Here is a 25,459-nt window from a genome sequence, read left to right as displayed (position 1 = left end):
AACTCAAGAATGAGCTAATTTGTGAAGCATAATAGTGATCATATTAAAAAAGATGTTATTTTTTGAAGTGAGAGGAGAATGCTCATAATCCTTACTCATACGTCTAAAATTGGAGAGCCAAGCAAAGGTTCTCTCAACAATCCAACGTTTAGGAATAACCTGAAATCCTGTATCAACTACTTTCTTGGTAATCGTCAACAAACATCCAGTTTCCAATAAACAGCGGTTTTGCAATTTACCTGTATATCCTTGATCAGCAAAAAACTTACGTAATGTTGGAGCTTTGCATTTGGCTTGAACAAAAAGATTTAGTGCACCATCACGATCTTGAATGCTTGCACTGTGTACTTCAGCAGCAATTACAAGACCTAGAGTATCTACAACGATGTGGCGTTTTCTACCCTTTACTTTCTTGCCAGCATCATATCCTCTGGATCCCCTTTTTGANGTGGTTTTTACTGATTGACTGTCAATTATTCCTACTGATGGAGTTTCATTCTTACCAATTATCTTTCTTAGTTTTTTAACTAGAAAATCATGAATTTCTTGCCATATTCCACTTTTTTTTAAACGCGAATTACAACTATACACGGTTTTCCATGGTGGAAAATTCTTAGGTAGTTGTCTCCATTGACAGCCTGTTCTCATCACATACCTTATTGCATCGATAATCGTTCTGATACTGTGTTTTCTTGGTCTGCCGGTCTTTTTAGGTTCAAAATATTGCTCTATCATCTTCCATTCTTTGTCACTTATATCGCTTGGGTACATTTAAAATATATCTTATAACACACTTCTTAACTCCTTTCTACTTAGTTTGAAGACATGCTCTAAGAGAAGAAACCCTCTTTCCCATCATACAAATACAACTTATCCATTCTCACCACATCAAAATTATGTTCCTCAAATTTGATTAGCAAGTTATTTACATCACTATTTGTAATAGCTTGCTTTTCATTATTTGCGATAAACCTACAGGTTATTTGGTCTCTTAAAGATTTTGAACTTCCTGGCCAAATTGCAAGTCCTTTTGAGTATATTGCTATCATTTGCAGATTACTTGATTCAAATAACTTTACTACTTGATCAAAATTGCTGGATTTGTCCCAAGCAAGCGTTATATCGCTACCCACTAGTTTTTTAATCTTATAATCCTGTTCATAATTATCCTGTATTTTATCCACTTTACTATTTGGATCACTGCCAATTATAAGCTCAGATAATGTTTTCGGTTTTTTTCCTAGATTGTCTATAACAGCTTCTGCAAATTCTTTGGTACCAACTTTTTGTTTACTCTTTTTCTCTTTATATAAATCGGCAGTGTGTATTCCATCCTCCAAAGTCTTGAGCCATGCATCGTAAATTAGTTTTGCAGTACTCACTTGACTGATGTAGACCAACATATGCACTGCAGCATTTAAAAGTCCAGAAGGATTAGCTATGTTTTTTCCTGCAATATCAGGAGCAGAACCGTGCACTGCTTCAAACATTGCATATTCATTACCTATATTGCTACTTCCAGCGAGTCCAACAGATCCAGAGGTTTGCGCCACAATGTCCGATAATATATCGCCATATAAGTTCTCGGTTACTATAACATCGAAATTCTCCGGTTCTGTGGCAACACGTGCCATGCCAATATCAACTATATAATGTTCTGCCTTTATGTCCGGGTATTCCTTTGCAATACGATCAAACGCTGCATGGAAAGTTCCGTCAGTCATTTTCATTATGTTATCTTTAGTAAGACAAGTTACCTTCTTTCTACTATGTTTTTTTGCATATTCAAAAGCGTACCTGCATATTTTTTCTGAGCCGGATCTAGTAATAATTTTAGTGCATTGGTAAGAGTCACCAGTGAGCCTGTGTTCTATTCCGGTGTAAACGTCCTCTTCATTTTCACGTATTACTACGATATCAAACTTATCGAATTTATTTTCTATAACAGGATGATACGAAATACACGGTCTGATATTTGCATATAACCCTAGGTTCTTTCTGAGCGCTACATTTAAGCTTTTGTGTCCTTTACCTTGAGGAGTTGTTGTCGGAGATTTTAATAATATTTTTGTTCTTTCAATTGATTCCCAACCACTTGGAGAAATTCCGTGAGACCATTCTTTACTGTAAACACGCTCACCTATTTCAATAATATCTATTGAAATTTTCGCTTCCGCTTCGCGCAATATCGACAGCACCGCTTCCATAATTTCTGGTCCGATACCGTCGCCATATGCAACTGTGATTGGTGTTGACATAACTTTCCTAGTTATAAATGATTTAATATTAATTTAAATAATAGAGTGGCACAAGTAGCTAATATTACCCAAGTTAGTATATTTACGGTTATGTAATAAAATACTTTTATATTAGTCAGTAAAATATAGGTGGGTTATGGATCCTGAAATAAATGTTAAAGTAAATTATGTAGGGTTTACAAGGCGTACTGTAGCAGAAGTACTTGACTGTATCATACTGTACTTTCCTTTACTCATTTTGATCTTGTCTATTGCATTACAAGACAATAATGAGATCTATGCTTATCTTCTTGATGAAACTAAACAATCAACATATTTCTATTATGAAATCTTTGCATCAGCGCTGTGCACAGTATTAGAAATACTAATGATAACAAAACTTGGTGGTACTCCAGGAAAGCTGTTGTNNTGTGGCATGTATATCAAAGATGCAGGTACATTTAAAAGTACCACCCTAACACAAGCAGCAGTGAGAAGTATTTCTCAGACAATTTTCTCGATTATTTCTTCTTTGCTGATTCACTATGTTTCTCGGTGGTCTATAATTTTACCAATTTTAGTTTTAATATTTGCGATATTCGACCGGCGCAAACAGACTNTTTACGATAAAATTGCAAAAACAGTAGTAATAGACTATAAATCTAGTTGATATTTTTCTTTATAGGTAGTACATGGATAAAAAAGTAAACTACTCAACGATGACAAGACGTACTCTAGCATTTATAGTTGATTGTATTTTATTTATCGCAATACCATTTGGTTTAATGGCGGTGGGTTTCTCACTTACACACGCAATACAAGGGATCATGGGTGAAATAATTGTAATCATCACGATTGTATTTTCTTTATTTTTAATGATACCATGTATATTTCATATATTCATGCTAGTAAAATTTGGCGGCACTCCAGGACACTTGTTATTTAGCATGCGTGTAAAAGACAAAGATACATTTGAGTCAATCACTACAATGCAAGCAATGAAAAGGACTATAGCTCTTTTTATAATTTATTGCATATCACTTTGTAGTCCCATTTTATTCTTAGCTATACTAATCTTAGTTTTAGTATGTGCAGTAGGTGATGAACATAAACAAGCTTTTCACGACAAAATTGCAAACACGGTAGTGATAGATTATAAACCTAGTTGATACTTTTCTTTAGCTGTCTGCCACCAAGGGTGTCATTCCAGTGCTCCTTTTTTTGTTATCCCAGTGCCCAGACACTGGGATCCAGAAAACTTAACTTTAAATAAGTAGCTGCATAATAAAGACTAGATTCCAGACTGGAATGACACCATTTGCTGTCTTCAAAAATGAATGTTCGTACAGCTATAGCGGAATTTACAACGAGATACCTCGGCGGTATGACGTAGTAGCTATATATAGACAAATTTTCTTTCCTTAGATATAATCTTAAAAAAACTTTCTGTACAAAAATGAAAATAAGAAGAGCTTTAATATCAGTATACGATAAAACGAATATAATTAATCTTGCATCGTTTTTAATACAGCAACAAATAGAAATTCTTTCAACGGGCAATACTTATAAAGTGCTATCTAGTGCAGGAATAAAAACACAAGAAGTCTCAGATTACACACAATTTCCAGAGATACTAGGTGGTAGAGTGAAAACTTTACACCCTAAAATTCATGGAGGAATACTTTGCGATAGAGAAAAGCACAAAACAGAAATACAAAATCTAGGTATTGAGCCAATAGACCTGCTTATAACCAACCTATATCCATTTTGGGAGATGGTGAATAGCGATTCAAGTGAGGAGCAAATTATAGAACAAATTGATATCGGCGGAGTGGCGTTAATTAGAGCCGCAGCAAAGAATTTTCGTTTTACTTCAGTTATTTCTAGCATTCAAGACTATGAAGCACTGAAAGCTAAGATGATAAAAAATAACAATGAAACACCATTGGAATATAGAAAATATTTAGCAACCAAAGCATTTGCTCTCACTGCACACTATGATTCTAATATTCACAGTTGGTTTTTATCCCAGAGTAAAAATAATGAGTTGCCAGAGTTTTTTGCACTATATGGACATAAAGTACAAGAACTCAGGTATGGTGAAAATCCCCATCAAAAAGCTGCATTTTATAGTAATCAATTTACCAAATATCCGCTGGAAAAACTACATGGAAAAGAGTTGAGTTATAATAATATAGTAGATATAGAGTCCGCACTTAACATAATTTCTGAGTTTAAAGAGCCTGCAGCAGTGATAATAAAGCACAATAACCCATGTGGCGCTGCTGTTGGTAATGATGCTTTGGAGGCATATGAAAAAGCTCTATCGTGTGATGAAATAAGCAGTTTTGGTGGCATAGTTGCCTTAAATCGGGAGATAGATTTAAAGCTAGCAGAAAAATTAAACGAGATATTTTTGGAAGTTGTGATAACACCGTCAGTCAGCAATGAGGCACTAAAAATTTTGCAAAGAAAGAAAAATTTAAGAGTGATTATTCATAAATCTTTTCAACAAAATGTGAAATACCAAACTAAAAATGTTGTTGGTGGGTTTTTGGTGCAAGAAAATAATGATCACAAGATAAAAGCAGAACAAGTAACAGAATGCACTGCAACAGACAAAGAAAAAAAAGATCTTATTTTTGCCTGGAAAATATGTAAGCATGTGAAATCCAACGCAATAGTTATAGCAAAAGATGGTTGTGCTATTGGCATCGGTGCAGGGCAAACAAGCAGAATAGATAGTGTGAACATTGCAGTGAAAAAAGCAGGTGAAAAATGTAAAGGTGCAGTGCTTGCTTCAGATGCATTTTTTCCATTCCCAGATAGCATAGTAGAAAGCGCAAAACATGGAATTACAGCTATAATTCAGCCCGGTGGCTCGCTGAAAGATCAAGATGTGATAAAAGCTGCAAATGAAAATAAAATTGCTATGTTTTTCACTGGCGTTCGCAGTTTTTTCCATTAGGCTTTGTGTCTTATCGTCATACCGCCACAGCCCATAAGTGTTGAAAGTAACACAAAAAAGACATAAAGAACTATTATTGCAAGAAAATGGAGGCAATAATGGATCAAATAGAAAGAGTACTAAATTTAATAAAAGATGAGGATTTAGAAAGGCTAGGAAAATTAAGTGAAGTAGATAAATGTAATACTAAATTGTTGGGCAAGATTATATTTAAAGGTCTAATGAAGTTAATATTAATGGGGCAAAAAACAAGCCTAAGAGCGCTAGAAATGGTAATAAACAGGTGTATAATGGATAAGAATAGCGATAAAAGTACAGTAACATACAGTGGTTTGTCAAAAAGGTTAAAAGTTATAAATCCAGAATATTTTAAGGGAGTATATATTGATTTGATGAGCAAGATTAAAAAGCTATTACCCCAAAAAACATCAAATAACTTACATAAGTTTGATTCGACGATCATAAATTTATCGGGATATCTCATAAAAGATGGGCTAAAAATAGGCGGTAAAAGTAACGACAGTCAAGTTAAAGTGAGTGTAGGATTAAAGGATCAATTGCCGACAAGTATAAGATTTTGTAAAGGACAAGAAGAAAGTAGTGAAGATATAGCATTAGTGAGAGCAATTAATGAAGCTAAAGTTGAAAAAGAGGATATTTTATTATTTGATAGAGGAATCAGAAAAGTTGGAACTTTTGCCGAATTTGATGAAAAGGAGTACAAATTTATCACAAGAGTTAAAGTGGGAAGAAAACATGATGTTATAAGCAGGAACAAAGTTATAAGAGAACAAAAATCGGATGGATCAGAGATTTTAGAAGATATAATAGTTAATCTTTATCGTGCACGAGGTAAAGTGGCAGAAAAGCATGATCTACGGCGGCTTTGTTGCATGGCTACCAATGAGAAGGTGTGATGTAAGGGATTTACGAGGCAAATTCGAAAATAGGCATACCGATATCAGTAAATTTGTTAATCAAGTAGCATTTTAAGATCATCTCTTGAGAACGATTTATTTCGGATTTATTCTTAAAACTAAATCCAAATGTTTTTTTAACCCTAAGAGCATGTCTTCAAACTAAGTAGAAAGGAGTTAAGAAGTGTGTTATAAGATATATTTTAAATGTACCCAAGCGATATAAGTGACAAAGAATGGAAGATGATAGAGCAATATTTTGAACCTAAAAAGACCGGCAGACCAAGAAAACACAGTATCAGAACGATTATCGATGCAATAAGGTATGTGATGAGAACAGGCTGTCAATGGAGACAACTACCTAAGAGCATGTCTTCAAACTAAGTAGAAAGGAGTTAAGAAGTGTGTTATAAGATATATTTTAAATGTACCCAAGCGATATAAGTGACAAAGAATGGAAGATGATAGAGCAATATTTTGAACCTAAAAAGACCGGCAGACCAAGAAAACACAGTATCAGAACGATTATCGATGCAATAAGGTATGTGATGAGAACAGGCTGTCAATGGAGACAACTACCTAAGAATTTTCCACCATGGAAAACCGTGTATAGTTGTAATTCGCGTTTAAAAAAAAGTGGAATATGGCAAGAAATTCATGATTTTCTAGTTAAAAAACTAAGAAAGATAATTGGTAAGAATGAAACTCCATCAGTAGGAATAATTGACAGTCAATCAGTAAAAACCACTCAAAAAGGGGATCCAGAGGATATGATGCTGGCAAGAAAGTAAAGGGTAGAAAACGCCACATCGTTGTAGATACTCTAGGTCTTGTAATTGCTGCTGAAGTACACAGTGCAAGCATTCAAGATCGTGATGGTGCACTAAATCTTTTTGTTCAAGCCAAATGCAAAGCTCCAACATTACGTAAGTTTTTTTGCTGATCAAGGATATACAGGTAAATTGCAAAACCGCTGTTTATTGGAAACTGGATGTTTGTTGACGATTACCAAGAAAGTAGTTGATACAGGATTTCAGGTTATTCCTAAACGTTGGATTGTTGAGAGAACCTTTGCTTGGCTCTCCAATTTTAGACGTATGAGTAAGGATTATGAGCATTCTCCTCTCACTTCAAAAAATAACATCTTTTTTAATATGATCACTATTATGCTTCACAAATTAGCTCATTCTTGAGTTTGAAGACATGCTCTAAAGCATTCATTTTTCAATAGAGTAACCACTTCTTTTTTTAATTTTCTCTCTTTTTTTCTCCTATCTCTACTCGCTATGCAACAAAGCCATCTACGGCTAATAAAAATCAGAAATAAAATTGGAGATGAAATATGGTTTTTGACAAACTTGTTTGAAATGCCAGCTTATGAAGTAACAGAGCTATATAGGCGCAGATGGGATATAGAAGTGTTCTTTAAATTTATAAAGCAAAATCTTGGATATAAGCACTTTTTAAGCCATACTATGAATGGCATGAAGGTGTATATTTACATGATTATTATTACGGCTTTGTTATTTCTTGTTTATAAAATCAAAAATAATCTACATGGGTTCAAAATAGCATTACTGCAATTCACATTGGATCTAAATGACTCTTTTATACGTTCGATTGTTTTACTGTCGGGAGGTAATTTACATGCCGTTGATCATCTCATATCACGTTATTTTTGATACTTTCAACACTTATGCGCCACAGCCCCTAACAAGCAGTGGGATGACGGTTGTCAGGCCAGTACCTTAACTACTTGGATCCAGAAAAAAGAATGGTGTCATGAAAGTAGCCTCCTTCTCCTGTCATCCGAGTAGCTGACACTGGTTTACTTTATGATGATGTCATGAAAGTAGCTGATACTGGTTCCTTTATGACGGTGTCATCCCAGTGCGTGACACTGGGATCTAATTTTTTATGCAAAATTATTATATTTATATACTTGCAAATAGATACAATTTGAAATAATTTATACTATGAAGTTACGAAATGAGATCCCAGTGTCACGCACTGGGATGACACCTTCCGTATAAATATTAAAAAATTTACCAAATGAAAAAAAAGGCAAAAGAAGCCCCGTGGTTGGCTAATTACTTACATTATACTTTCAAGTATGGCGTTTTTTTATTCTAAACGCTTAATAACCGCGATTCAGCTGCTTTTAAACCGCAACTAATCTAAATTATAAACATTAAGAAATTTACTAAACAGAAAAAAAGGCAAAAGAAACCCTAGGGTAGCTAATTATTCACTATCCATTTTTTAAGTTGGCGTTTTTTAATGTTTTAAATGCTTTATAAGCGCATTTCAGCTTATATTAGGTAAAAACCTAGANATTTTATAAAGACATAAGGTGCACATAGTGCAAAAAATTAAACATGAGACGCCAGATACGTGAGTTTTTTTGTCATTTAATCTGTACAGAGAAGATAAATAAATAGCTTCAGTTTCATGATAAGGGAGCTGGCGAAGCTTGTCAAGTAAGTTTTTTCGTTTCTGTGAACAGTTGGACTTAAAGTCTACACAAAAAACGTTTACAACCAACGTTCAACATGGTAAATTAAAAACGGTTTATTCCTCGGTAGCTCAGTGGTAGAGCAATTGGCTGTTAACCAATTGGTCGCTGGTTCGAATCCGGCCCGGGGAGCGTTTCTCTGTGAAATTCTAGTGTTGATTTTATATGAACATTAAATCAGTGGTTTTATGTATACTAGATGGCTGGGGAAATGGAATAGAGAATAATAAATACAACGCTATTAGCAACGCAAATCCACCCTGTTGGCAATACATTAGCTCTAATTATCCAAAATGCAGTTTATCCGCCTGTGGAACTGATGTGGGGTTACCTGGTAGTCAGATAGGTAACTCAGAAGTTGGTCATATGAATATTGGCAGTGGTAGAGTAGTAATGCAAAGCCTTCAGCGCATTAATCAAGAGATTAGAACGATAGAAAACAATGTAAATCTACAAAGTTTTCTTAGTAATCTAAAAAGTAAGAACGGAGTATGCCATATGATGGGATTAGTGTCAGATGGCGGTGTTCATTCGCATCAAAAGCATATTTCAACTTTAGCAAATAAAATATCACAGCATGGAATCAAAGTGGTGATACATGCATTTTTAGATGGCAGAGACACATTGCCAAATTCAGGGAAAAAATGCATTCAAGAATTTGCAGAGAGTATAAAGGGAAATGACATAAGAATTGCTACTGTTTCTGGGCGTTACTATGCTATGGACCGTGATAACAGGTGGGAGAGAACAATTGAGGCTTATGAGGCTATCGCATTTGCAAAGGCACCTCGTCATGATAATGCAGTATCGTTGATTAATGAAAATTATCAAAATAACATAACTGATGAGTTTATTAGGCCCGCAGTAATAGGTGATTATCAAGGTATAAAACCAGAAGATGGAGTGTTATTGGCTAACTTTCGTGCTGATCGAATGATACAATTAGCAAGTATTTTACTAAACCAATCAGCAGCGCGTGACGCTGGAATCTATGGTCAAACTACTCGTACGACAGAAGGTCGTAAACGAAAACCATTTTCTTCAATTTTAAGCATGATGAAATATAAAGAAGGTCTTAAAATTCCTCATATTTTTCCTCCTATATCTTTTACTAACACTTTAGGACAGGTAATAGCAGACAATAAATTACAACAATTACGCATCGCCGAAACCGAGAAATACGCTCATGTTACTTTCTTTTTCAATTGTGGAAAAGAAGAACCTTTCTCTGGTGAAGAAAGAATACTCATTCCCTCACCAAAAGTTCAAACTTACGATTTGCAGCCCGAAATGTCAGCCTTCGAGCTCACAGAAAAGCTTGTAGAAAAAATTCACTCCCAAGAATTCGCACTGATAGTTGTAAATTACGCTAATCCTGATATGGTGGGACATACAGGTAATATAAAAGCAGCCGAGAAAGCTGTGCTAGCTGTAGATGATTGTCTTGCGAAAGTGTTAAATGCTGTTGAAAAGTCAAGCACTACTGCATTAATTGTTACTGCAGACCATGGTAACGTGGAATGTATGTTCGATGAAGAAAACAATACACCTCATACAGCACACACTCTAAATAAAGTGCCATTTATTGTGTCTTGCAATAATCTAAAACTAAGAGACGGAAGGTTATCTGACATCGCCCCTACTATTTTACAGCTACTTGGAATTAAGAAGCCTGATGAAATGACAGGTAGTTCATTGATTTCTTGCATTACCCTCTGTCATTCCAGCTAGAATTGACCTTACCCAGATGGTATATTGCTTGGTTGGAAGCATGAGAAGATAATAGCTTCTCAGAATGGAAAGGGGCAGGTTGGCACTTTTTCTGAGGCACTTTCTATTCTTATTATGGAGTATAGGAAGAAGACCTCGTTACCCAGATTCTGCCACCGGTGTGGCCCATAAAATTTGGTGACCAGCGTATAGGAGAATGGACCAACTGGTACTCTGATATGTTGGAGTATTCAATAAGAGGGAAAATTTATGCGTTACATAGGTGTTATACTAACAGTTTTACTGCTTGCTATTTAGAACAGGAAAAACCAGAGTGCATAAAAAATCACGGGTATCTTTAATGAGTGTTACAATATTATCTTTAGAAAGAAAATCTACTATTCTTTGACAGATTAATGTTGATCATTGGTTGCGTTCTTACAATGAGACAATCAGACAAATACTGCTATCCTATGCAAACTNTTTTGGATAGTAAACACATTGCTTTTCAAAAAAATATTAGTAGCATTAAACAACAGCCTGATATTAGTTTTAATTCTTCTGTCAGTTAATTCTTGTCTTTTACACATGCAAGCAGCTGATGCTGGAATGACATTGAAAGAAGGATTTACTCTGAGTCGGTTGACAAATTGGACGTTTGATAAGCATAATTTGGAGCTTCTTGTGTAATGACTATATCATGAGCATGACTCTCTCTTAATCCTGATGCAGTAATAGTCACAAATTTGCAGTTTTTCTTCATTTCTTCTATATTCCTGTTACCAGTATAACCCATTGCAGCTTGCAATCCGCCAATTAATTGATGGATCACTCCTGAAGCTGGACCTTTAAATGGAACTCTTCCTTCCACTCCTTGTGGAACTAATTTAAGTTTTGAATCTTTATCTTGAAAATAACGGCTAGCTGAACCTCGTTTCATTGCACTAATAGATCCCATTCCTCGATAGCCTTTATATGCTCTGCCCTTATACATGATAATCTCACCTGGGCTTTCGTCAGTGCCAGCAAAAATCGAACCAATCATCACAGAGTCAGCACCAGCTGCAATAGCTTTTGCAACATCTCCTGAGTATTTTACCCCACCATCAGCAATTAGTCTTACGTTTCTTGCTCTACACCCCTCTGCAACATGCTTGATTGCAGAGAATTGTGGCAAACCAACGCCTGTAACTATTCTGGTTGTACAGATTGATCCTGGTCCTATTCCAACCTTCACTGCATCAACACCCGCATCAATCAACGCTTCAGCAGCCTCCTTTGTTGCAATATTTCCACCAATTAATTGCGTATTAGGATACATCTTTTTTATTTCCCTAATGGTATTGATAACGTTTTCGGAATGACCGTGAGCAGTATCCACAACAACTACATCAACTTCTTCTCCGATCAAAGCTTCACATCTTTCTATACCATCTTTTTTACCAGTGCCAATTGCAGCGGCAACTCTGAGCCGCCCTTTACTGTCTTTACATGAATTTGGGTATCTATTGTATTTTTCAATGTCTTTAACCGTAATTAAACCTATACAACAAGAATTTTCATCTACGACCAAAAGCTTCTCTATTCTATTTTCATGCAACAATTTCATTGCTGCAGCATTGTTCACTTCCTGCTCACATACTGTGATTAACTTATCTTTTGTCATCACTTCGGAGACTTTTATATTCATGTTCTGGTCTTCAATAAACCTCACATCTCGGTTAGTTAAAATTCCAACTAACTTGCGTTGATCAACTACAGGAATGCCAGAATAATTGTGCTCTCTCATTAATGAAATTGCTTCCGCAACCGTTTTATCTGGTGAAATCGTAATTGGGTTATACACGATCCAACTTTCATATTTTTTCACCCTTCTCACTTCTAAAATTTGCTCATCTATTGATAAATTCTTATGTATGCAACCTATTCCTCCATGTTGGGCAATAGCTATTGCAAAGCCCGATTCAGTAACAGTATCCATCGCAGAGGATATGAGAGGGATATTTAGTTCTATATTATTTGTTAAATAAGTTTTTGTATCTGTATCGCAAGGCAATATATTAGAATAGGCTGGCAAAAGAAGTATATCGTCAAATGAATAACAAGCTTCCATTTTTTTCATAGGCTTTATTTAAAGCTTATACGCCAATTAATTAAATTGCAATAGGGCTTTTGCAAAATTAGCTACAGCTTTAGATTAGTAATTATAGGTGATACCTTAAGTTGTCATTCCAGCGCGTGACGCTGGAATAGCTTTGTTGCATAGCAGCAGAAAAACTAGTGATTACTGATAAATTCATTATAAAATGACGATTTAATGATAAATATGCCACAAAAAATGAGAGTCTGTAACCATAGCGAATATAACAAATTTCTAGAAAAAAGAGGAAATATTTTTCATTATATCAACGAAGCCATAGAAAATTTGTATAAAATTGGGCCAAAATGCAGGGTGGCAACAATATTTACAGCAATAAAGTGGTGATTTTGATACATATAACAACCCATCTATTCAGAATAGGTTTGAGTGGGATTTTTAGAGGGATACATTGAACAGATAGGAAAAATTTGCAGGTTATCAGCTATTCACAAGCATCAAAAGAAACTTGATATTAAGATCAATGATTGCAGAAAATAACATGGAAGATATCGAAATTGCCATAGGCAGTACAGGAATTAGTATATACAACAACACACAGCAAAGAAAATAGCAAAGATAGAGAGTATCGCAGCTATACACAAGTAAGAAAATTGCACATAATGTTGAGCAAACAAGTCATAGCTACAAAATACAGTAATGGCTGATCACTATGGAGCATTGGGGAAATCTGATGTTAAATATGCCATAAAAGCACTATATGCAGATAGGGCATATGACAGACATAAACTCTATAAATTGTGTGATGAATGCGGCATAAAGACGAAAATTCCTCCGAAAAACAACGCAGCAGAGCATCTAAAATTGGATTATATGCTTGATAGAAATGCCGCTATTCAGTTAATGAAATTACATGGTGAGAATGGTATAAAAAGATGGAAAGAAGAAGTAAATTACGGAAAAAGATCGTACATTGAAAGATTTTTCTCAAGGTTGAAGCGAATATTTGGGTTTAGTTTTAGGAACAAATCTGAAATTAATCGTGAGAGGGAACTGCTACTCAAATGTTATTTGCTTAACAAATTTACTGAAATAGGCATGGCTAAATTTGAGATAGCTTCATAAATTTATTGTGCGTTACCTACTATCCGAAGAGCGATGCAACAAAGCCATCCCAATGTCAGCTACTTGGATGACACCATTTGTTGTAAACTCACTTTTACTCTATGGTCTTGCCGCTATCCTGAACAGACAATGGCGTCAACTTAAGGACACATTTTAGACTTCTTTGTTGAAATAAAACAGCAACAAAAGTGCTATTTATTGCAGCTTTTGGGTAATTTAATGGTAAAAATTTTAGAGAGAAATTTTATACACTATCACCGATATTTTTCCTTAAGTTGACGCCATTGCCTGAACAGATACAAAAATTTTAAAAAAACATAATTGATATGACGGTTCGCACCATCACACTTTTGGACCTTACAGATATTGAGCAAATCCAATAATCTCCTTGATTTCTTTTATATTATGGGTTGCAATTTCTGTTGCTTTCTTTGTACCTTTTTTTAATATTCCATGTAAATGGAATTGGTCTTTTAAAAGATCATTCATCCCCTCACGTATGGGTGATATAACACTGATAATTAAATCAGCTAACTCTTTTTTGAAGTGTTTCATGTCATGTTTGTTCACTTCTTCACACACTTTTTCCACATTTACATTACTAAGCACTGAATAAATGTTTATCAAATTGCTTATTTCTGGACGGCACTTTAAAGTAGCAAAATCAAAACCTGAGATTGAATCTGTTTTTGCTTTTTCTATTTTCTTGACAATTAAGTCATCTGTATCGTCAAGGTTAATGCATGAGTATTCTGAAGGATCAGATTTACTCATCTTGCTTGTACCATCTCTTAAGCTCATTATTCTTGATGTGCAATCCAAAGTTAAGATTTCAGGTACGATGAAATAATCCAGTTTATAATGATTGTTAAAAGCTGATGCAATATCACGTGCAAGCTCCAAATGCTGTTTTTGATCATCACCAACAGGAACGTATTTAGTTTGATACAACAATATATCTGCAGCCATAAGTACTGGATAACTATATAATCCAAGAGAGGCTTTTTGCTTATCATTGCCAGCCTTGTCTTTAAATTGAGTCATGCGACTGAGCCAACCAATTGGCGTGTAGCACCCAAGTAGCCAACAGAGCTCTGCATGCCCACTAACTGTAGACTGATTAAAAATAATGGACTTTTCTGGATCTATTCCACATGCAATATAAGCCGCCGCTGTTTTGAAAATATTACTTTTTAATTCACTTGCGGGAAGCTTATTTGCTGTGATTGCATGTAGGTCGACAATACAAAAAAGAGATTTGTATTTATCCTGTAAGTCTATCCACTGTTTGATTGCACCAAGATAATTACCTAATTGTAGTACGCCACTTGGCTGGATACCTGAAAAGACAATACTTGTCATTATACATTTACCTCATGCTAATCGCTTCCACAATCAGCAGATTTCTTAGAAAGAATAACCATTGCAGGACGGAGCAACCTATTTTTGATAGTATAACCAGTTTGTAGTACTTCTATAATAGTGCCAGGCTCTTTTTCATTGTCTTCTCTTTCCACAACAGCTTGGTGTAAATTACTATCAAAAAGCTCACCAAGTGGATCTACTTCCTCTATTCCATGTTTTTTTAGATCATTTATAATTTTTTGATAAGCTACTTTAATCCCCTCATGAACAGGATCACCGTCTTTCAAAATTTCCATTACTTTTTTTAAATTGTCGCACGAGTCGATCATATCACGTGCAAATTTTGTGACTGCATAGTCACTTGCATCGCTAATTTGCTTTTGCATTATACGTTTGACGTTTTCATTATCTGCAACAGCACGGCGTAAATGATCTTCAAGCTGAGCTGCACGTTCTTTTAATGTATTGAGATCTTCATTTAAATCATCAGTTTGCTTATGGTTATCACTTTGTTGGTCGTCACCTTTCTGCCTATTTACCATATCGGCAAATTTCCTCTTTTTTTCTTTACTGCTGTCTGACATATCACTATCCTTAAGAATCTAATGAATATATAACAATTAATTCGAAAATATCAAGCACCAGCTACATTTGTCTTTCTATGCTCGCATTTAAAAAGTCAATTAAAGTAGTTTTATAAAAAGAATCAGAAAAAGTACTAATATCATTTTGTGCCATATTAATGTAGTGTCTAGCTTTTTCCATAGAAAGTTGAATGGCATTATGGTGATTAATATAGTGTAATGCTTGGTCAAAATTGTGTCTAGCTGAAGAAAAGCATTTTTCCCAGAATTTTTGCTCTGCTGGACTGCCCTTTTCATATGCTATAATAGCAGGTAAGGTGACTTTACCTTCGAAAAAGTCTTTTCCGACTTGCTTTCCGGAAGTGTCTTGACTAGCAGTATAATCGAGCATATCATCAATTATTTGAAACGCCACACCAAAATTAAAACCAAAATTCTTTAGCCTCTCTGTTTCGTCATTTGTTGCACCAGATACTGTAGATGCAGCTTCACAGCATGCAGAAAATAAAGATGCCGTCTTTTCTCCAATGATATCAAAATAATTTTCCCTGATTGTGTGGGAATCAAAACGTGTTGTCATCTGTTTTATTTCACCCTTCACAAGTAAATACGATGCTTTAGATAAAATAGAGAGAATATTTAAATTTCCACACTCTATAAGCCATCTAAATGCTAGAGTCAACAATAGATCACCAACTAAAATGCTTGATTTATTTCCCCAAATTTTATTCGCTGTTTTAACTCCATGGCGTGCCTCACTTTCATCGAGCACATCATCATGAAGTAAAGTAGCATTGTGTATAAACTCTACCGATGCAGCAACGTTGATCCTATTCTCCCCAGAATAATTTAGCATTTTACATATAATAAAAACTAGTTTAGGCCTTATTTTTTTTCCACCTGAACTAACAAGATGAGATATAATATCAGTAGCAAGCTTAGCATCTTCATCATTGACATTTTTGAAGATAAAGTCCTTCATAGCTGATAAATCAGAAGATACAACATCGTCTAATCTATCGCTGTTTGTTATTAGCATTTAAAGAGACTTATGCTTCTTGCCCTTGTGCTTTCTCGTTCTCTACTTTCTTCTTTTCTATTTTCTTTGGTTCTGTTTCTAAAGTTACTATGCCTTTTTTGATGAACCACAGTACTCTTTCAGTTGCTTGCGCGCCTACGCTTAGCCAATGTTTTAATCTATCACCCTTCACCACAACACGATTTTTATTGTCTTTTGGTAACATTGGATCATATTGTCCTATTTTCTCAATAAAACGCCCATCTCTTGGTGCTCGTGAATCAGCTATAACTATCCTATAAAAAGGGCGTTTCTTTGCGCCAAACCTTGCCAACCTTATTTTAACTGCCATGTTAACCTTTATTCATATGTTAGTTACAATTTTATACAATGAGCCGTTTTAAGTCAAATTAATTATACAACTTTTGCACCTTATAATATAATTACCAATAATGTAGGGCAGCGCTGGGCGCACAGCTGTACGAACATTCATTTTTGAAATGCCAACTATTTTTTTTTAACACACGCTCCAAAACACTTTCTTTACTTCCGTTTGGTTTTTCACTCCATTTTTTAAAATAATCATAACAATTGCGCCATTTTGGAAACTCTTTTGGTAGCATTCTCTACTGACAACCTCTTTTCAGACACTCCACAAAATACATCATAATATATCCTAATTTATATACATTATCTCTTAGTTCATTCCTTTCTTGAGATCATGTACAGGTTCTAAGAGCATGTCTTCAAACTAAGTAGAAAGGAGTTAAGAAGTGTGTTATAAGATATATTTTAAATGTACCCAAGCGATATAAGTGACAAAGAATGGAAGATGATAGAGCAATATTTTGAACCTAAAAAGACCGGCAGACCAAGAAAACACAGTATCAGAACGATTATCGATGCAATAAGGTATGTGATGAGAACAGGCTGTCAATGGAGACAACTACCTAAGAATTTTCCACCATGGAAAACCGTGTATAGTTGTAATTCGCGTTTAAAAAAAAGTGGAATATGGCAAGAAATTCATGATTTTCTAGTTAAAAAACTAAGAAAGATAATTGGTAAGAATGAAACTCCATCAGTAGGAATAATTGACAGTCAATCAGTAAAAACCACTCAAAAAGGGGATCCAGAGGATATGATGCTGGCAAGAAAGTAAAGGGTAGAAAACGCCACATCGTTGTAGATACTCTAGGTCTTGTAATTGCTGCTGAAGTACACAGTGCAAGCATTCAAGATCGTGATGGTGCACTAAATCTTTTTGTTCAAGCCAAATGCAAAGCTCCAACATTACGTAAGTTTTTTGCTGATCAAGGATATACAGGTAAATTGCAAAACCGCTGTTTATTGGAAACTGGATGTTTGTTGACGATTACCAAGAAAGTAGTTGATACAGGATTTCAGGTTATTCCTAAACGTTGGATTGTTGAGAGAACCTTTGCTTGGCTCTCCAATTTTAGACGTATGAGTAAGGATTATGAGCATTCTCCTCTCACTTCAAAAAATAACATCTTTTTTAATATGATCACTATTATGCTTCACAAATTAGCTCATTCTTGAGTTTGAAGACATGCTCTAAGAGGTAAAGAGAATGCTATATAATTTAAAAGATGAGCAATGGAAGAGGATAAAAGACAGCTTGCCAGGAAAAGAGGAGATAGTGGCAGAAGCGCAAAGGACAACAGAAAGTTCATAGCTGCAATAATGTGGATAGGCCGAACTCGTGCACCATGGAGAGCTTTGCCTGTAAAATATGGAAAATGGTCGAGTATACATAAAAGGTTCATAAGATGGGCAAAAGCAGGAANNATGATTTTCAATACTTTGGCAGTAGATGAAGACACGGAATGGATTATGATAGACTCAACGATAATTAGGGCACATCAGCATGCAGCTGGTGCAAGAAAAAAATGTGAAAACTGGTAGACAAGAACAGGAGTTGNNGGACGATGCAAATGGGGATTTTCAAGCAAATTACATGCTGCTTGTGATGCTCTGGGCAATCCGCTAAGGTTCTCTAATTGCGTACAAGTCAACAATAATTTTCACATAGAGGGAATGTTCAACAAAATCAAGCACTTCCGCAGAGTTGCTACACGCTACGACAAATTGGCCATAGCTTTTCTGTCTTTTGTTCACATTGCTGGCATTTATCTTTGGTTGAAATAAGTGTCGACACTGCCTAGACTTTATACCTTTTATGCTCAAATTCACATAAATCATGAATTATACACGTCTCACACGAAGGTTTTTGTGCCTTGCAAACATATCTACCATGTAAAACTAGCCAATGATGAGCATAAAGTAGGTATTTTTTTGGAACTACATTCAAAAGAGATTGTTCTGTTTTAAACACATCTTTTTCTTTCACAAGTCCAACTCTATTGCTCACCCTAAAAACGTGAGTATCAACTGCCAATGTCGGAATGCCGAGTCCTGAATTTAAGAAGACGTTAGCACTCTTTCTCCCCACTCCAGGCAAGGACACCAAATCATCGAAATCAGTAGGTACTTTGCTGTTGTATCGTTCTACCAATATTTTACTAAGCCCAATTATATTTTTTGCTTTGGAATTATATAAACCAATACTGCTTATGTGTTTTCTCAGCTCGTTTTGCCCAAAGCTCAGCACCTTTTTCGGTTTATCAGCAATGTTAAATAGTTCTTTTGTAATTTTGTTAACACTTACATCAGTTGTCCGTGCTGATAAAACTATCGCGACTAGTAACGTAAAATGATTGGTATAATTTAGCTCTATTTTTGGCGTAGGATTTGATTGCTGAAATCTTTCAAATATCAGTTCTACTTTTTTTGAATCCATGCATAGAGCTAAAAGTTTATACTATACTGTTTGCTGTGTAAGTTCAATCGCTTGAGGTCTAGATGGCTGTTCAGTGTTAACATCAGATACATTAGTATTTACTTTATCGAAACTCCTCTCAGCAAATTCGCTTGCCACCTATGCAAAACATAACTTCTACCACAACCAACTATTTTGAGCCTGTATATTATTTTATCCGTCTTGTCAATAGTAAAAATCAGTTTAACTTCCTCTCTACTTTTTCTGGGTAAGGTCACTCAACTGATGGTTAATACATCTTCTATCAAAAATTGTACAAATTCATTGCCATTCCAGTAATTCACAGAGATTTTACCCAAAACGGCTTTAACATTACCCTGCATGATAGCAGAGCCAAGGTGAGTATTTGCAGAGCGAAATGCAATAGCTCTCACCATAACATTATCATCAGCGATGAAACATTTTATATGGTCAACTCCTATAACTTCAGATTTTCTTATCTTTGCTCCCTGAATGATAAACCTTGGTTCAGGATTCCCAACTCCAAATGGTCCCAAGCGTTGCAATTGATTCCATAAAGACAAGTTTATTGTTTTAGCTGTTACTATACCATCGGCTTTTAAAGTTTTCTCATTTATAGAGTTTGAAAATCTTTCAGTAAAAAAATCATGTAAATCATTTATTTTGTCTTCTACAATCGAAAACCCTGCTGCCATACTATGGCCGCCACCTTCAATAATCAGATTTATAAACTTTGCGGAGAGGACTGCAGCACCGATATCGACTCCAGAAATTGACCTGCAGCTTGCCTTTCCTATTCCATTATTTAAAGATATTACTATTGCTGGTAAGTGAAACTGTTCCTTTAACCTTGATGCAATTATACCAATTATTCCCTGGTGCCAATTGCCGCTTATCATTATAAAATTTACACCTAATTGCGCAGACTTTTCCGCCTGTGTTGTAGCTTCCGAGAGAGCCTCATTTTCTAACACTTTCCTTGCATGATTTAAATCTATTAATTTTAGCGCGATTGAATGTGCCTCTTCTTCATCATCGATGGAAAGCAACCTTGCACCGAGCGACGCTTCTCCAATTCTTCCTCCAGCATTTATGCACGGTCCAATGCTAAACCCTAACCGCGAAACACTTGGTTTTTCAAGGATTCCCAAAGCATCAAATAAAACACGCAAGCCAACGTTTTTTCTTGCTGACATAACTTTTAATCCTTGTGAGACAAGTGCTCTATTAAGGTCTGTGATCTGCATAACATCACAGACAGTTCCCAGGGCAACCAAATCGAGCAGATCAAATAAATCTGGTTCTTTTTTGCTGGTAAAAAATCCTTGCTCACGTAAGTTTTTATTAAGAGCAATAATCAGCAGAAACGACACTCCAACTGCCGCAAGATTGTTATAAGGGGAGTTCTCATCAAGGCGATTTGGGTTAACAACTGCTACAGCGCTTGGTAATTTTTCTGTACCAAGGTGATGATCGACAACTATAATATCAAGTCCAAAGACCTTTGCATTTTCTATCGGTTGATATGCAAGCGTACCACAATCAACAGAAATACATAGATCAATTCCGTTCTTTTTAAGTTGTAATAAGGCATCTGCGTTTAATCCATAGCCCTCATCAACACGATCTGGAATGTAAATTATAGAGTGTATACCGATTGCTCTTAGGTACCTGTTAATCAATGCTGAAGATGTTGCACCATCAACATCATAGTCACCAAATATTGCAATATTTTCGTTATTGTTTATTGCTTTTATTATGCGAGAAACAGCTTTATCCATATCAAGAAGATGAAAGGGATCTGGTAATAATGATCTGATTAGTGGATATAAGAAGTCGCTTGCATTTTCTATGTTAACACCACGAGTAACTAATATTCTTGCTAATATTTCTGGTAACTCAAATCTCTGGGTAAGAGTTAAGATCTCCCTTTGATCTGCTTCTTGCAACTTCCACAATGCATTTGTTATGCTGCGCTTTTCAATATCAAGTAGCATATTCTTTGTAAATAACACTACTTTACCAGAATTTTTAGGCTTGTTCTATAATTGTATTAGAGCATGTCTTCAAACTCAAGAATGAGCTAATTTGTGAAGCATAATAGTGATCATATTAAAAAAGATGTTATTTTTTGAAGTGAGAGGAGAATGCTCATAATCCTTACTCATACGTCTAAAATTGGAGAGCCAAGCAAAGGTTCTCTCAACAATCCAACGTTTAGGAATAACCTGAAATCCTGTATCAACTACTTTCTTGGTAATCGTCAACAAACATCCAGTTTCCAATAAACAGCGGTTTTGCAATTTACCTGTATATCCTTGATCAGCAAAAAACTTACGTAATGTTGGAGCTTTGCATTTGGCTTGAACAAAAAGATTTAGTGCACCATCACGATCTTGAATGCTTGCACTGTGTACTTCAGCAGCAATTACAAGACCTAGAGTATCTACAACGATGTGGCGTTTTCTACCCTTTACTTTCTTGCCAGCATCATATCCTCTGGATCCCCTTTTTGAGTGGTTTTTACTGATTGACTGTCAATTATTCCTACTGATGGAGTTTCATTCTTACCAATTATCTTTCTTAGTTTTTTAACTAGAAAATCATGAATTTCTTGCCATATTCCACTTTTTTTTAAACGCGAATTACAACTATACACGGTTTTCCATGGTGGAAAATTCTTAGGTAGTTGTCTCCATTGACAGCCTGTTCTCATCACATACCTTATTGCATCGATAATCGTTCTGATACTGTGTTTTCTTGGTCTGCCGGTCTTTTTAGGTTCAAAATATTGCTCTATCATCTTCCATTCTTTGTCACTTATATCGCTTGGGTACATTTAAAATATATCTTATAACACACTTCTTAACTCCTTTCTACTTAGTTTGAAGACATGCTCTTAGACTTCTGCATAACCTACACTAAGCAAAAAAAAGATACAAGTGTCAAGCTACTGGGATGACACCTTGACACCCGTCATTTATATGGTCCCAGAGTGTGATGGTATACTATCATCATCATTTAAGGAGTCATTATGGTTACATGGGTGCGCCAGAACGACAGAGGCAGTACGTCGAGCAATACAAAATAGTATAGCAAAGCCTTCTGAGCGCTATAGTTTGAACCCAAAGACCATTATAAAATGGAAAAAACGTTCATTCACTAAAGATGTTGCAATGGGTCCAAAGCAGCCAAAGTTTTAACCAAGGAGGAGGAGTATTGCTTTTCGTAAACATACGCTTCTTCCTTTGGACGACTGTCTTTATTCTTTGCAGGCAACAATTCCTAATTTAACTCGTTCTAGTTTGCATCTTTGTTTGCAAAGACACGGTATTAGCAGGTTGCCGGATGTTGAAGGAGAGGTGAAAACTAAAAGCAAGTTTAAGCAATATCCTATCGGCTATTTTCACATTGATATAGCCGAGGTTAGAACTGAAGAGGGAAAGTTATGTGTATTTGTTGCTATAGACAGAACGTCCAAGTTTGCTTATGTTGAATTTCATGAAAGTGCTACAAAGACCATAGCTGCTGAGTTTTTGCGCAATCTAATCAAAATTTTGCCCTATAAAATCCATACCATTCTTACCGACAATGGCATACAATTAGGTGCGTCACAAGCATAACATATATTTGATCGAGTTTGTGAAGAAAATAGCATTGAACATCTTCTGACGAAAGTCTNNTGGACAAATGGCCAAGTTGAGCGTATGAATAGGACCATTAAAGATGCCACAGTGAAAAAATATTACTACAAATCACATAAGCAGCTTAAAGAGCACCTTTACAGCTTCGTTATGGCCTATAACTATGCGAAAAGACTTAAAACTCTCAAGGGTCTGACTCCATAAGTGTTGAAAGTATCAAAAATAACGTGATATGAGATGATCAACGGCATGTAAATTACCTCCCGACAGTAAAACAATCGAACGTATAAAAGAGTCATTTAGATCCAATGTGAATTGCAGTAATGCTATTTTGAACCCATGTAGATTATTTTTGATTTTATAAACAAGAAATAACAAAGCCGTAATAATAATCATGTAAATATACACCTTCATGCCATTCATAGTATGGCTTAAAAAGTGCTTATATCCAAGATTTTGCTTTATAAATTTAAAGAACACTTCTATATCCCATCTGCGCCTATATAGCTCTGTTACTTCATAAGCTGGCATTTCAAACAAGTTTGTCAAAAACCATATTTCATCTCCAATTTTATTTCTGATTTTTATTAGCCGTAGATCATGCTTTTCTGCCACTTTACCTCGTGCACGATAAAGATTAACTATTATATCTTCTAAAATCTCTGATCCATCCGATTTTTGTTCTCTTATAACTTTGTTCCTGCTTATAACATCATGTTTTCTTCCCACTTTAACTCTTGTGATAAATTTGTACTCCTTTTCATCAAATTCGGCAAAAGTTCCAACTTTTCTGATTCCTCTATCAAATAATAAAATATCCTCTTTTTCAACTTTAGCTTCATTAATTGCTCTCACTAATGCTATATCTTCACTACTTTCTTCTTGTCCTTTACAAAATCTTATACTTGTCGGCAATTGATCCTTTAATCCTACACTCACTTTAACTTGACTGTCGTTACTTTTACCGCCTATTTTTAGCCCATCTTTTATGAGATATCCCGATAAATTTATGATCGTCGAATCAAACTTATGTAAGTTATTTGATGTTTTTTGGGGTAATAGCTTTTTAATCTTGCTCATCAAATCAATATATACTCCCTTAAAATATTCTGGATTTATAACTTTTAACCTTTTTGACAAACCACTGTATGTTACTGTACTTTTATCGCTATTCTTATCCATTATACACCTGTTTATTACCATTTCTAGCGCTCTTAGGCTTGTTTTTTGCCCCATTAATATTAACTTCATTAGACCTTTAAATATAATCTTGCCCAACAATTTAGTATTACATTTATCTACTTCACTTAATTTTCCTAGCCTTTCTAAATCCTCATCTTTTATTAAATTTAGTACTCTTTCTATTTGATCCATTATTGCCTCCATTTTCTTGCAATAATAGTTCTTTATGTCTTTTTTGTGTTACTTTCAACACTTATGGACTTTGGCCCCAACCCTAATAAAACACTTCGGTGGCTGAGAGTAGTGGATTAGATAATTAAACCTAAATTACCTTCAAAAAAGTCTCTTACTTCCTTCCTAAATTGGCCCCGTGGAACCTCATGCAGAGTACGGATTGGGAATCGGAAAGATTTGAGCATGGTGAACCTACTTCAGACGATGAATTGCTGCTTCCGCTTTTCGAATATTTGCTTGTTGGACTACCTTCATCTTCGGATGATGAAAACTTACGTTTTGGCGACCCTCCTCCAGTGTTCTGCAAAGGATTTTGCTGCTGCACAGATGGCAATTCTTTACAATCCATAGACTCATAACCACTTGTTGTTGCCTCAGCTTTGAAGCTTACGTTTTCAGCATCAGTTGCCTCTCCTGAAGAGATACCGCTATCTTTATTATCTTCGGACTTCACCTTTCCAGCTTTTGATCTATCTTCAGTATACCCTAGATCGTTCACAAACAACTTTGTTTCCGAAAGTCCATAAGTACGTTCAAGGCGATATCCAGCTCCGTGTTTCTCAATTGAAATACCTTCTAATGTGCTTTCATCGGGATAAGAGGCTGTAGCTGCTTCGTAAAGTTTTATCCTACTGTTATATCCTCCTTGTTTTTCTATTCCTTCCTTCGCCTTGCGCTTTACCAATATGTGCTTTCTAGATTTCACTACCTCTTTGACAATGTCAATGTTGATCTTTTCTATTTTCACTTTTTCCTCATACCCATAAATAAAAAGTTTTTCTAAGTTAGATAAGGCACCACGACTTATATTAGCAACAACTGTCATTTTTTGGTTTTTTTCACAATTAGAAAGAAATTCAAATGGAAACTCATTGAGATCATAGGCTTCTTCTTTATCTTTACAATACTCTTCTTTCGTCTTATCTTTTACCTCCTGTAAATATTCCTCTCTATCAACAGTATAATGGAGTAAACTAACAATTTTCCCATTTTTTACAATAAAGTTAGTATCAGGAAGGTCGAAATCATGATTACTGT

The 25,459-nt window shown here is 35.3% G+C and carries 26 protein-coding genes, 1 tRNA gene and 4 pseudogenes; 18 read left to right on the top strand and 13 right to left on the bottom strand.

Annotated elements, in window-relative coordinates; all coding sequences use genetic code 11:
* Window positions 1-3 precede the first annotated feature (3 nt).
* Together NOX90_RS00600 and icd are read right to left on the bottom strand one after the other, a co-directional pair.
* Window positions 4-771 carry an IS5 family transposase gene (locus tag NOX90_RS00600; RefSeq protein WP_375604163.1) on the bottom strand — a complete coding sequence of 256 codons (768 nt, stop codon included), beginning with the start codon at window positions 769-771 and terminating at the stop codon, window positions 4-6.
* Window positions 772-830: 59 nt separating this feature from the next.
* Window positions 831-2,258, bottom strand: a complete 1,428-nt coding sequence (gene icd, locus NOX90_RS00595; RefSeq protein WP_375604162.1) for an isocitrate dehydrogenase — start codon at window positions 2,256-2,258, stop codon at window positions 831-833.
* 136 nt (window positions 2,259-2,394) lie between these two features.
* Between icd and NOX90_RS00590 the strand changes: the two genes are divergently transcribed.
* The 12 genes and pseudogenes from NOX90_RS00590 to NOX90_RS00530 form a co-directional block, all read left to right on the top strand.
* Window positions 2,395-2,907 carry an RDD family protein gene (locus NOX90_RS00590; protein ID WP_375604161.1) on the top strand — a complete coding sequence of 171 codons (513 nt, stop codon included), beginning with the start codon at window positions 2,395-2,397 and terminating at the stop codon, window positions 2,905-2,907.
* Window positions 2,908-2,929: 22 nt separating this feature from the next.
* Window positions 2,930-3,406 carry an RDD family protein gene (locus NOX90_RS00585; protein WP_375604160.1) on the top strand — a complete coding sequence of 159 codons (477 nt, stop codon included), beginning with the start codon at window positions 2,930-2,932 and terminating at the stop codon, window positions 3,404-3,406.
* 287 nt (window positions 3,407-3,693) lie between these two features.
* On the top strand, window positions 3,694-5,205 hold the full coding sequence (gene purH, locus NOX90_RS00575) for a bifunctional phosphoribosylaminoimidazolecarboxamide formyltransferase/IMP cyclohydrolase (protein WP_375604159.1): 1,512 nt from the start codon (window positions 3,694-3,696) through the stop codon (window positions 5,203-5,205).
* Window positions 5,206-5,291: 86 nt separating this feature from the next.
* Window positions 5,292-6,122: a hypothetical protein gene (locus NOX90_RS00570; RefSeq protein ID WP_375604158.1), complete on the top strand. Its 831-nt coding sequence runs from the start codon at window positions 5,292-5,294 to the stop codon at window positions 6,120-6,122.
* A 207-nt stretch (window positions 6,123-6,329) separates the two neighbouring features.
* Window positions 6,330-6,506, top strand: a complete 177-nt coding sequence (locus NOX90_RS00565; RefSeq protein WP_410543689.1) for a transposase — start codon at window positions 6,330-6,332, stop codon at window positions 6,504-6,506.
* Window positions 6,507-6,547: 41 nt separating this feature from the next.
* On the top strand, window positions 6,548-6,913 hold the full coding sequence (locus NOX90_RS00560; RefSeq protein ID WP_375603639.1) for a transposase: 366 nt from the start codon (window positions 6,548-6,550) through the stop codon (window positions 6,911-6,913).
* On the top strand, window positions 6,856-7,065 hold the full coding sequence (locus tag NOX90_RS00555; protein ID WP_375604638.1) for a transposase: 210 nt from the start codon (window positions 6,856-6,858) through the stop codon (window positions 7,063-7,065). Before NOX90_RS00560 ends, NOX90_RS00555 begins: the two co-directional genes overlap by 58 nt.
* Window positions 7,016-7,315 (top strand): transposase, encoded by a 300-nt coding sequence (locus NOX90_RS00550; RefSeq protein ID WP_375604157.1) that lies wholly within the window; start codon window positions 7,016-7,018, stop codon window positions 7,313-7,315. Before NOX90_RS00555 ends, NOX90_RS00550 begins: the two co-directional genes overlap by 50 nt.
* Window positions 7,316-7,408: 93 nt before the next feature.
* Complete coding sequence (locus tag NOX90_RS00545) at window positions 7,409-7,804, top strand: transposase (RefSeq protein ID WP_375604156.1); 396 nt, start codon at window positions 7,409-7,411, stop codon at window positions 7,802-7,804.
* A gap of 893 nt (window positions 7,805-8,697) precedes the next feature.
* Window positions 8,698-8,769, top strand: a tRNA-Asn gene (locus tag NOX90_RS00540).
* Between the two features lie 33 nt (window positions 8,770-8,802).
* Window positions 8,803-10,368 (top strand): 2,3-bisphosphoglycerate-independent phosphoglycerate mutase, encoded by a 1,566-nt coding sequence (gene gpmI, locus NOX90_RS00535; RefSeq protein WP_375604155.1) that lies wholly within the window; start codon window positions 8,803-8,805, stop codon window positions 10,366-10,368.
* Window positions 10,369-10,707: 339 nt separating this feature from the next.
* Window positions 10,708-10,919: pseudogene (locus NOX90_RS00530) on the top strand (IS481 family transposase); the annotation flags it as partial.
* A 56-nt stretch (window positions 10,920-10,975) separates the two neighbouring features.
* Here NOX90_RS00530 and guaB read toward each other — a convergent pair.
* Complete coding sequence (gene guaB, locus NOX90_RS00525) at window positions 10,976-12,469, bottom strand: IMP dehydrogenase (protein ID WP_375604154.1); 1,494 nt, start codon at window positions 12,467-12,469, stop codon at window positions 10,976-10,978.
* 675 nt (window positions 12,470-13,144) lie between these two features.
* Between guaB and NOX90_RS00520 the strand changes: the two genes are divergently transcribed.
* Complete coding sequence (locus NOX90_RS00520; RefSeq protein WP_375604064.1) at window positions 13,145-13,570, top strand: transposase; 426 nt, start codon at window positions 13,145-13,147, stop codon at window positions 13,568-13,570.
* A gap of 357 nt (window positions 13,571-13,927) precedes the next feature.
* Here the strand turns inward: NOX90_RS00520 and trpS are convergent, their stop codons facing one another.
* The 5 genes and pseudogenes from trpS to NOX90_RS00495 form a co-directional block, all read right to left on the bottom strand.
* Entirely contained in the window at window positions 13,928-14,932 is a 1,005-nt protein-coding gene (gene trpS, locus NOX90_RS00515; protein WP_375604153.1) for a tryptophan--tRNA ligase, read from the bottom strand.
* 17 nt (window positions 14,933-14,949) lie between these two features.
* On the bottom strand, window positions 14,950-15,519 hold the full coding sequence (locus NOX90_RS00510; RefSeq protein ID WP_253307254.1) for a nucleotide exchange factor GrpE: 570 nt from the start codon (window positions 15,517-15,519) through the stop codon (window positions 14,950-14,952).
* Window positions 15,520-15,580: 61 nt separating this feature from the next.
* On the bottom strand, window positions 15,581-16,558 hold the full coding sequence (locus NOX90_RS00505; RefSeq protein ID WP_375604152.1) for a polyprenyl synthetase family protein: 978 nt from the start codon (window positions 16,556-16,558) through the stop codon (window positions 15,581-15,583).
* A 10-nt stretch (window positions 16,559-16,568) separates the two neighbouring features.
* The gene (gene rpsP / locus NOX90_RS00500; RefSeq protein ID WP_375604151.1) at window positions 16,569-16,889 is read right to left on the bottom strand and encodes a 30S ribosomal protein S16; all 321 of its coding nucleotides are present in this window, start codon (window positions 16,887-16,889) and stop codon (window positions 16,569-16,571) included.
* A 163-nt stretch (window positions 16,890-17,052) separates the two neighbouring features.
* Window positions 17,053-17,184: pseudogene (locus NOX90_RS00495) on the bottom strand (transposase); the annotation flags it as partial.
* A gap of 149 nt (window positions 17,185-17,333) precedes the next feature.
* Here NOX90_RS00495 and NOX90_RS00490 point away from each other — a divergent pair.
* The 4 genes and pseudogenes from NOX90_RS00490 to NOX90_RS07360 all read left to right on the top strand — a co-directional run.
* Window positions 17,334-17,699 carry a transposase gene (locus tag NOX90_RS00490; protein WP_375603639.1) on the top strand — a complete coding sequence of 122 codons (366 nt, stop codon included), beginning with the start codon at window positions 17,334-17,336 and terminating at the stop codon, window positions 17,697-17,699.
* Window positions 17,642-18,100: a transposase gene (locus NOX90_RS00485; RefSeq protein ID WP_375604575.1), complete on the top strand. Its 459-nt coding sequence runs from the start codon at window positions 17,642-17,644 to the stop codon at window positions 18,098-18,100. Before NOX90_RS00490 ends, NOX90_RS00485 begins: the two co-directional genes overlap by 58 nt.
* A gap of 144 nt (window positions 18,101-18,244) precedes the next feature.
* A complete protein-coding gene (locus tag NOX90_RS07365; protein ID WP_410543688.1) occupies window positions 18,245-18,466 on the top strand; it encodes a transposase in 222 nt (73 codons plus the stop codon).
* 135 nt (window positions 18,467-18,601) lie between these two features.
* A pseudogene (locus NOX90_RS07360) lies at window positions 18,602-18,709 on the top strand (IS5/IS1182 family transposase); the annotation flags it as partial.
* A gap of 13 nt (window positions 18,710-18,722) precedes the next feature.
* Here NOX90_RS07360 and nth read toward each other — a convergent pair.
* The 4 genes from nth to NOX90_RS00460 form a co-directional block, all read right to left on the bottom strand.
* Window positions 18,723-19,361, bottom strand: coding sequence for an endonuclease III (gene nth / locus NOX90_RS00475; RefSeq protein ID WP_338406490.1), 639 nt, complete (start codon window positions 19,359-19,361; stop codon window positions 18,723-18,725).
* A gap of 257 nt (window positions 19,362-19,618) precedes the next feature.
* Window positions 19,619-21,358, bottom strand: a complete 1,740-nt coding sequence (gene recJ / locus NOX90_RS00470; protein WP_375604150.1) for a single-stranded-DNA-specific exonuclease RecJ — start codon at window positions 21,356-21,358, stop codon at window positions 19,619-19,621.
* A 75-nt stretch (window positions 21,359-21,433) separates the two neighbouring features.
* Complete coding sequence (locus tag NOX90_RS00465; protein WP_375604573.1) at window positions 21,434-21,817, bottom strand: transposase; 384 nt, start codon at window positions 21,815-21,817, stop codon at window positions 21,434-21,436.
* Between the two features lie 17 nt (window positions 21,818-21,834).
* On the bottom strand, window positions 21,835-22,200 hold the full coding sequence (locus NOX90_RS00460; protein ID WP_375603639.1) for a transposase: 366 nt from the start codon (window positions 22,198-22,200) through the stop codon (window positions 21,835-21,837).
* 145 nt (window positions 22,201-22,345) lie between these two features.
* On the opposite strand from NOX90_RS00460, the pseudogene NOX90_RS00455 reads away from it, so the two are divergent.
* Window positions 22,346-23,206 (top strand): annotated as a pseudogene (locus tag NOX90_RS00455) (DDE-type integrase/transposase/recombinase); the annotation flags it as partial.
* A 15-nt stretch (window positions 23,207-23,221) separates the two neighbouring features.
* Here the strand turns inward: NOX90_RS00455 and NOX90_RS00450 are convergent.
* The gene (locus tag NOX90_RS00450) at window positions 23,222-24,391 is read right to left on the bottom strand and encodes an IS4 family transposase (protein WP_253303197.1); all 1,170 of its coding nucleotides are present in this window, start codon (window positions 24,389-24,391) and stop codon (window positions 23,222-23,224) included.
* Window positions 24,392-25,459: the final 1,068 nt, after the last annotated feature.

The organism is Wolbachia endosymbiont of Anurida maritima, from assembly GCF_042182995.1.
In the GTDB taxonomy this organism is placed as follows: domain Bacteria; phylum Pseudomonadota; class Alphaproteobacteria; order Rickettsiales; family Anaplasmataceae; genus Wolbachia.
Note: the sequence above shows the minus strand (reverse complement) of the source record. Positions and strands in the feature narration are given on the sequence as shown.

Coding starts and splice junctions, on each gene's coding strand:
- icd (WP_375604162.1), bottom strand. CDS start 2,258: ATGTCAACACCAATCACAGTTGCATATGGCGACGGTATCGGACCAGAA.
- NOX90_RS00585 (WP_375604160.1), top strand. CDS start 2,930: ATGGATAAAAAAGTAAACTACTCAACGATGACAAGACGTACTCTAGCA.
- purH (WP_375604159.1), top strand. CDS start 3,694: ATGAAAATAAGAAGAGCTTTAATATCAGTATACGATAAAACGAATATA.
- NOX90_RS00570 (WP_375604158.1), top strand. CDS start 5,292: ATGGAGGCAATAATGGATCAAATAGAAAGAGTACTAAATTTAATAAAA.
- NOX90_RS00565 (WP_410543689.1), top strand. CDS start 6,330: ATGTACCCAAGCGATATAAGTGACAAAGAATGGAAGATGATAGAGCAA.
- NOX90_RS00560 (WP_375603639.1), top strand. CDS start 6,548: ATGTACCCAAGCGATATAAGTGACAAAGAATGGAAGATGATAGAGCAA.
- NOX90_RS00545 (WP_375604156.1), top strand. CDS start 7,409: ATGCAACAAAGCCATCTACGGCTAATAAAAATCAGAAATAAAATTGGA.
- gpmI (WP_375604155.1), top strand. CDS start 8,803: ATGAACATTAAATCAGTGGTTTTATGTATACTAGATGGCTGGGGAAAT.
- guaB (WP_375604154.1), bottom strand. CDS start 12,469: ATGAAAAAAATGGAAGCTTGTTATTCATTTGACGATATACTTCTTTTG.
- NOX90_RS00520 (WP_375604064.1), top strand. CDS start 13,145: ATGGCTGATCACTATGGAGCATTGGGGAAATCTGATGTTAAATATGCC.
- trpS (WP_375604153.1), bottom strand. CDS start 14,932: ATGACAAGTATTGTCTTTTCAGGTATCCAGCCAAGTGGCGTACTACAA.
- NOX90_RS00510 (WP_253307254.1), bottom strand. CDS start 15,519: ATGTCAGACAGCAGTAAAGAAAAAAAGAGGAAATTTGCCGATATGGTA.
- NOX90_RS00505 (WP_375604152.1), bottom strand. CDS start 16,558: ATGCTAATAACAAACAGCGATAGATTAGACGATGTTGTATCTTCTGAT.
- rpsP (WP_375604151.1), bottom strand. CDS start 16,889: ATGGCAGTTAAAATAAGGTTGGCAAGGTTTGGCGCAAAGAAACGCCCT.
- NOX90_RS00490 (WP_375603639.1), top strand. CDS start 17,334: ATGTACCCAAGCGATATAAGTGACAAAGAATGGAAGATGATAGAGCAA.
- nth (WP_338406490.1), bottom strand. CDS start 19,361: ATGGATTCAAAAAAAGTAGAACTGATATTTGAAAGATTTCAGCAATCA.
- recJ (WP_375604150.1), bottom strand. CDS start 21,358: ATGCTACTTGATATTGAAAAGCGCAGCATAACAAATGCATTGTGGAAG.
- NOX90_RS00460 (WP_375603639.1), bottom strand. CDS start 22,200: ATGTACCCAAGCGATATAAGTGACAAAGAATGGAAGATGATAGAGCAA.
- NOX90_RS00450 (WP_253303197.1), bottom strand. CDS start 24,391: ATGGAGGCAATAATGGATCAAATAGAAAGAGTACTAAATTTAATAAAA.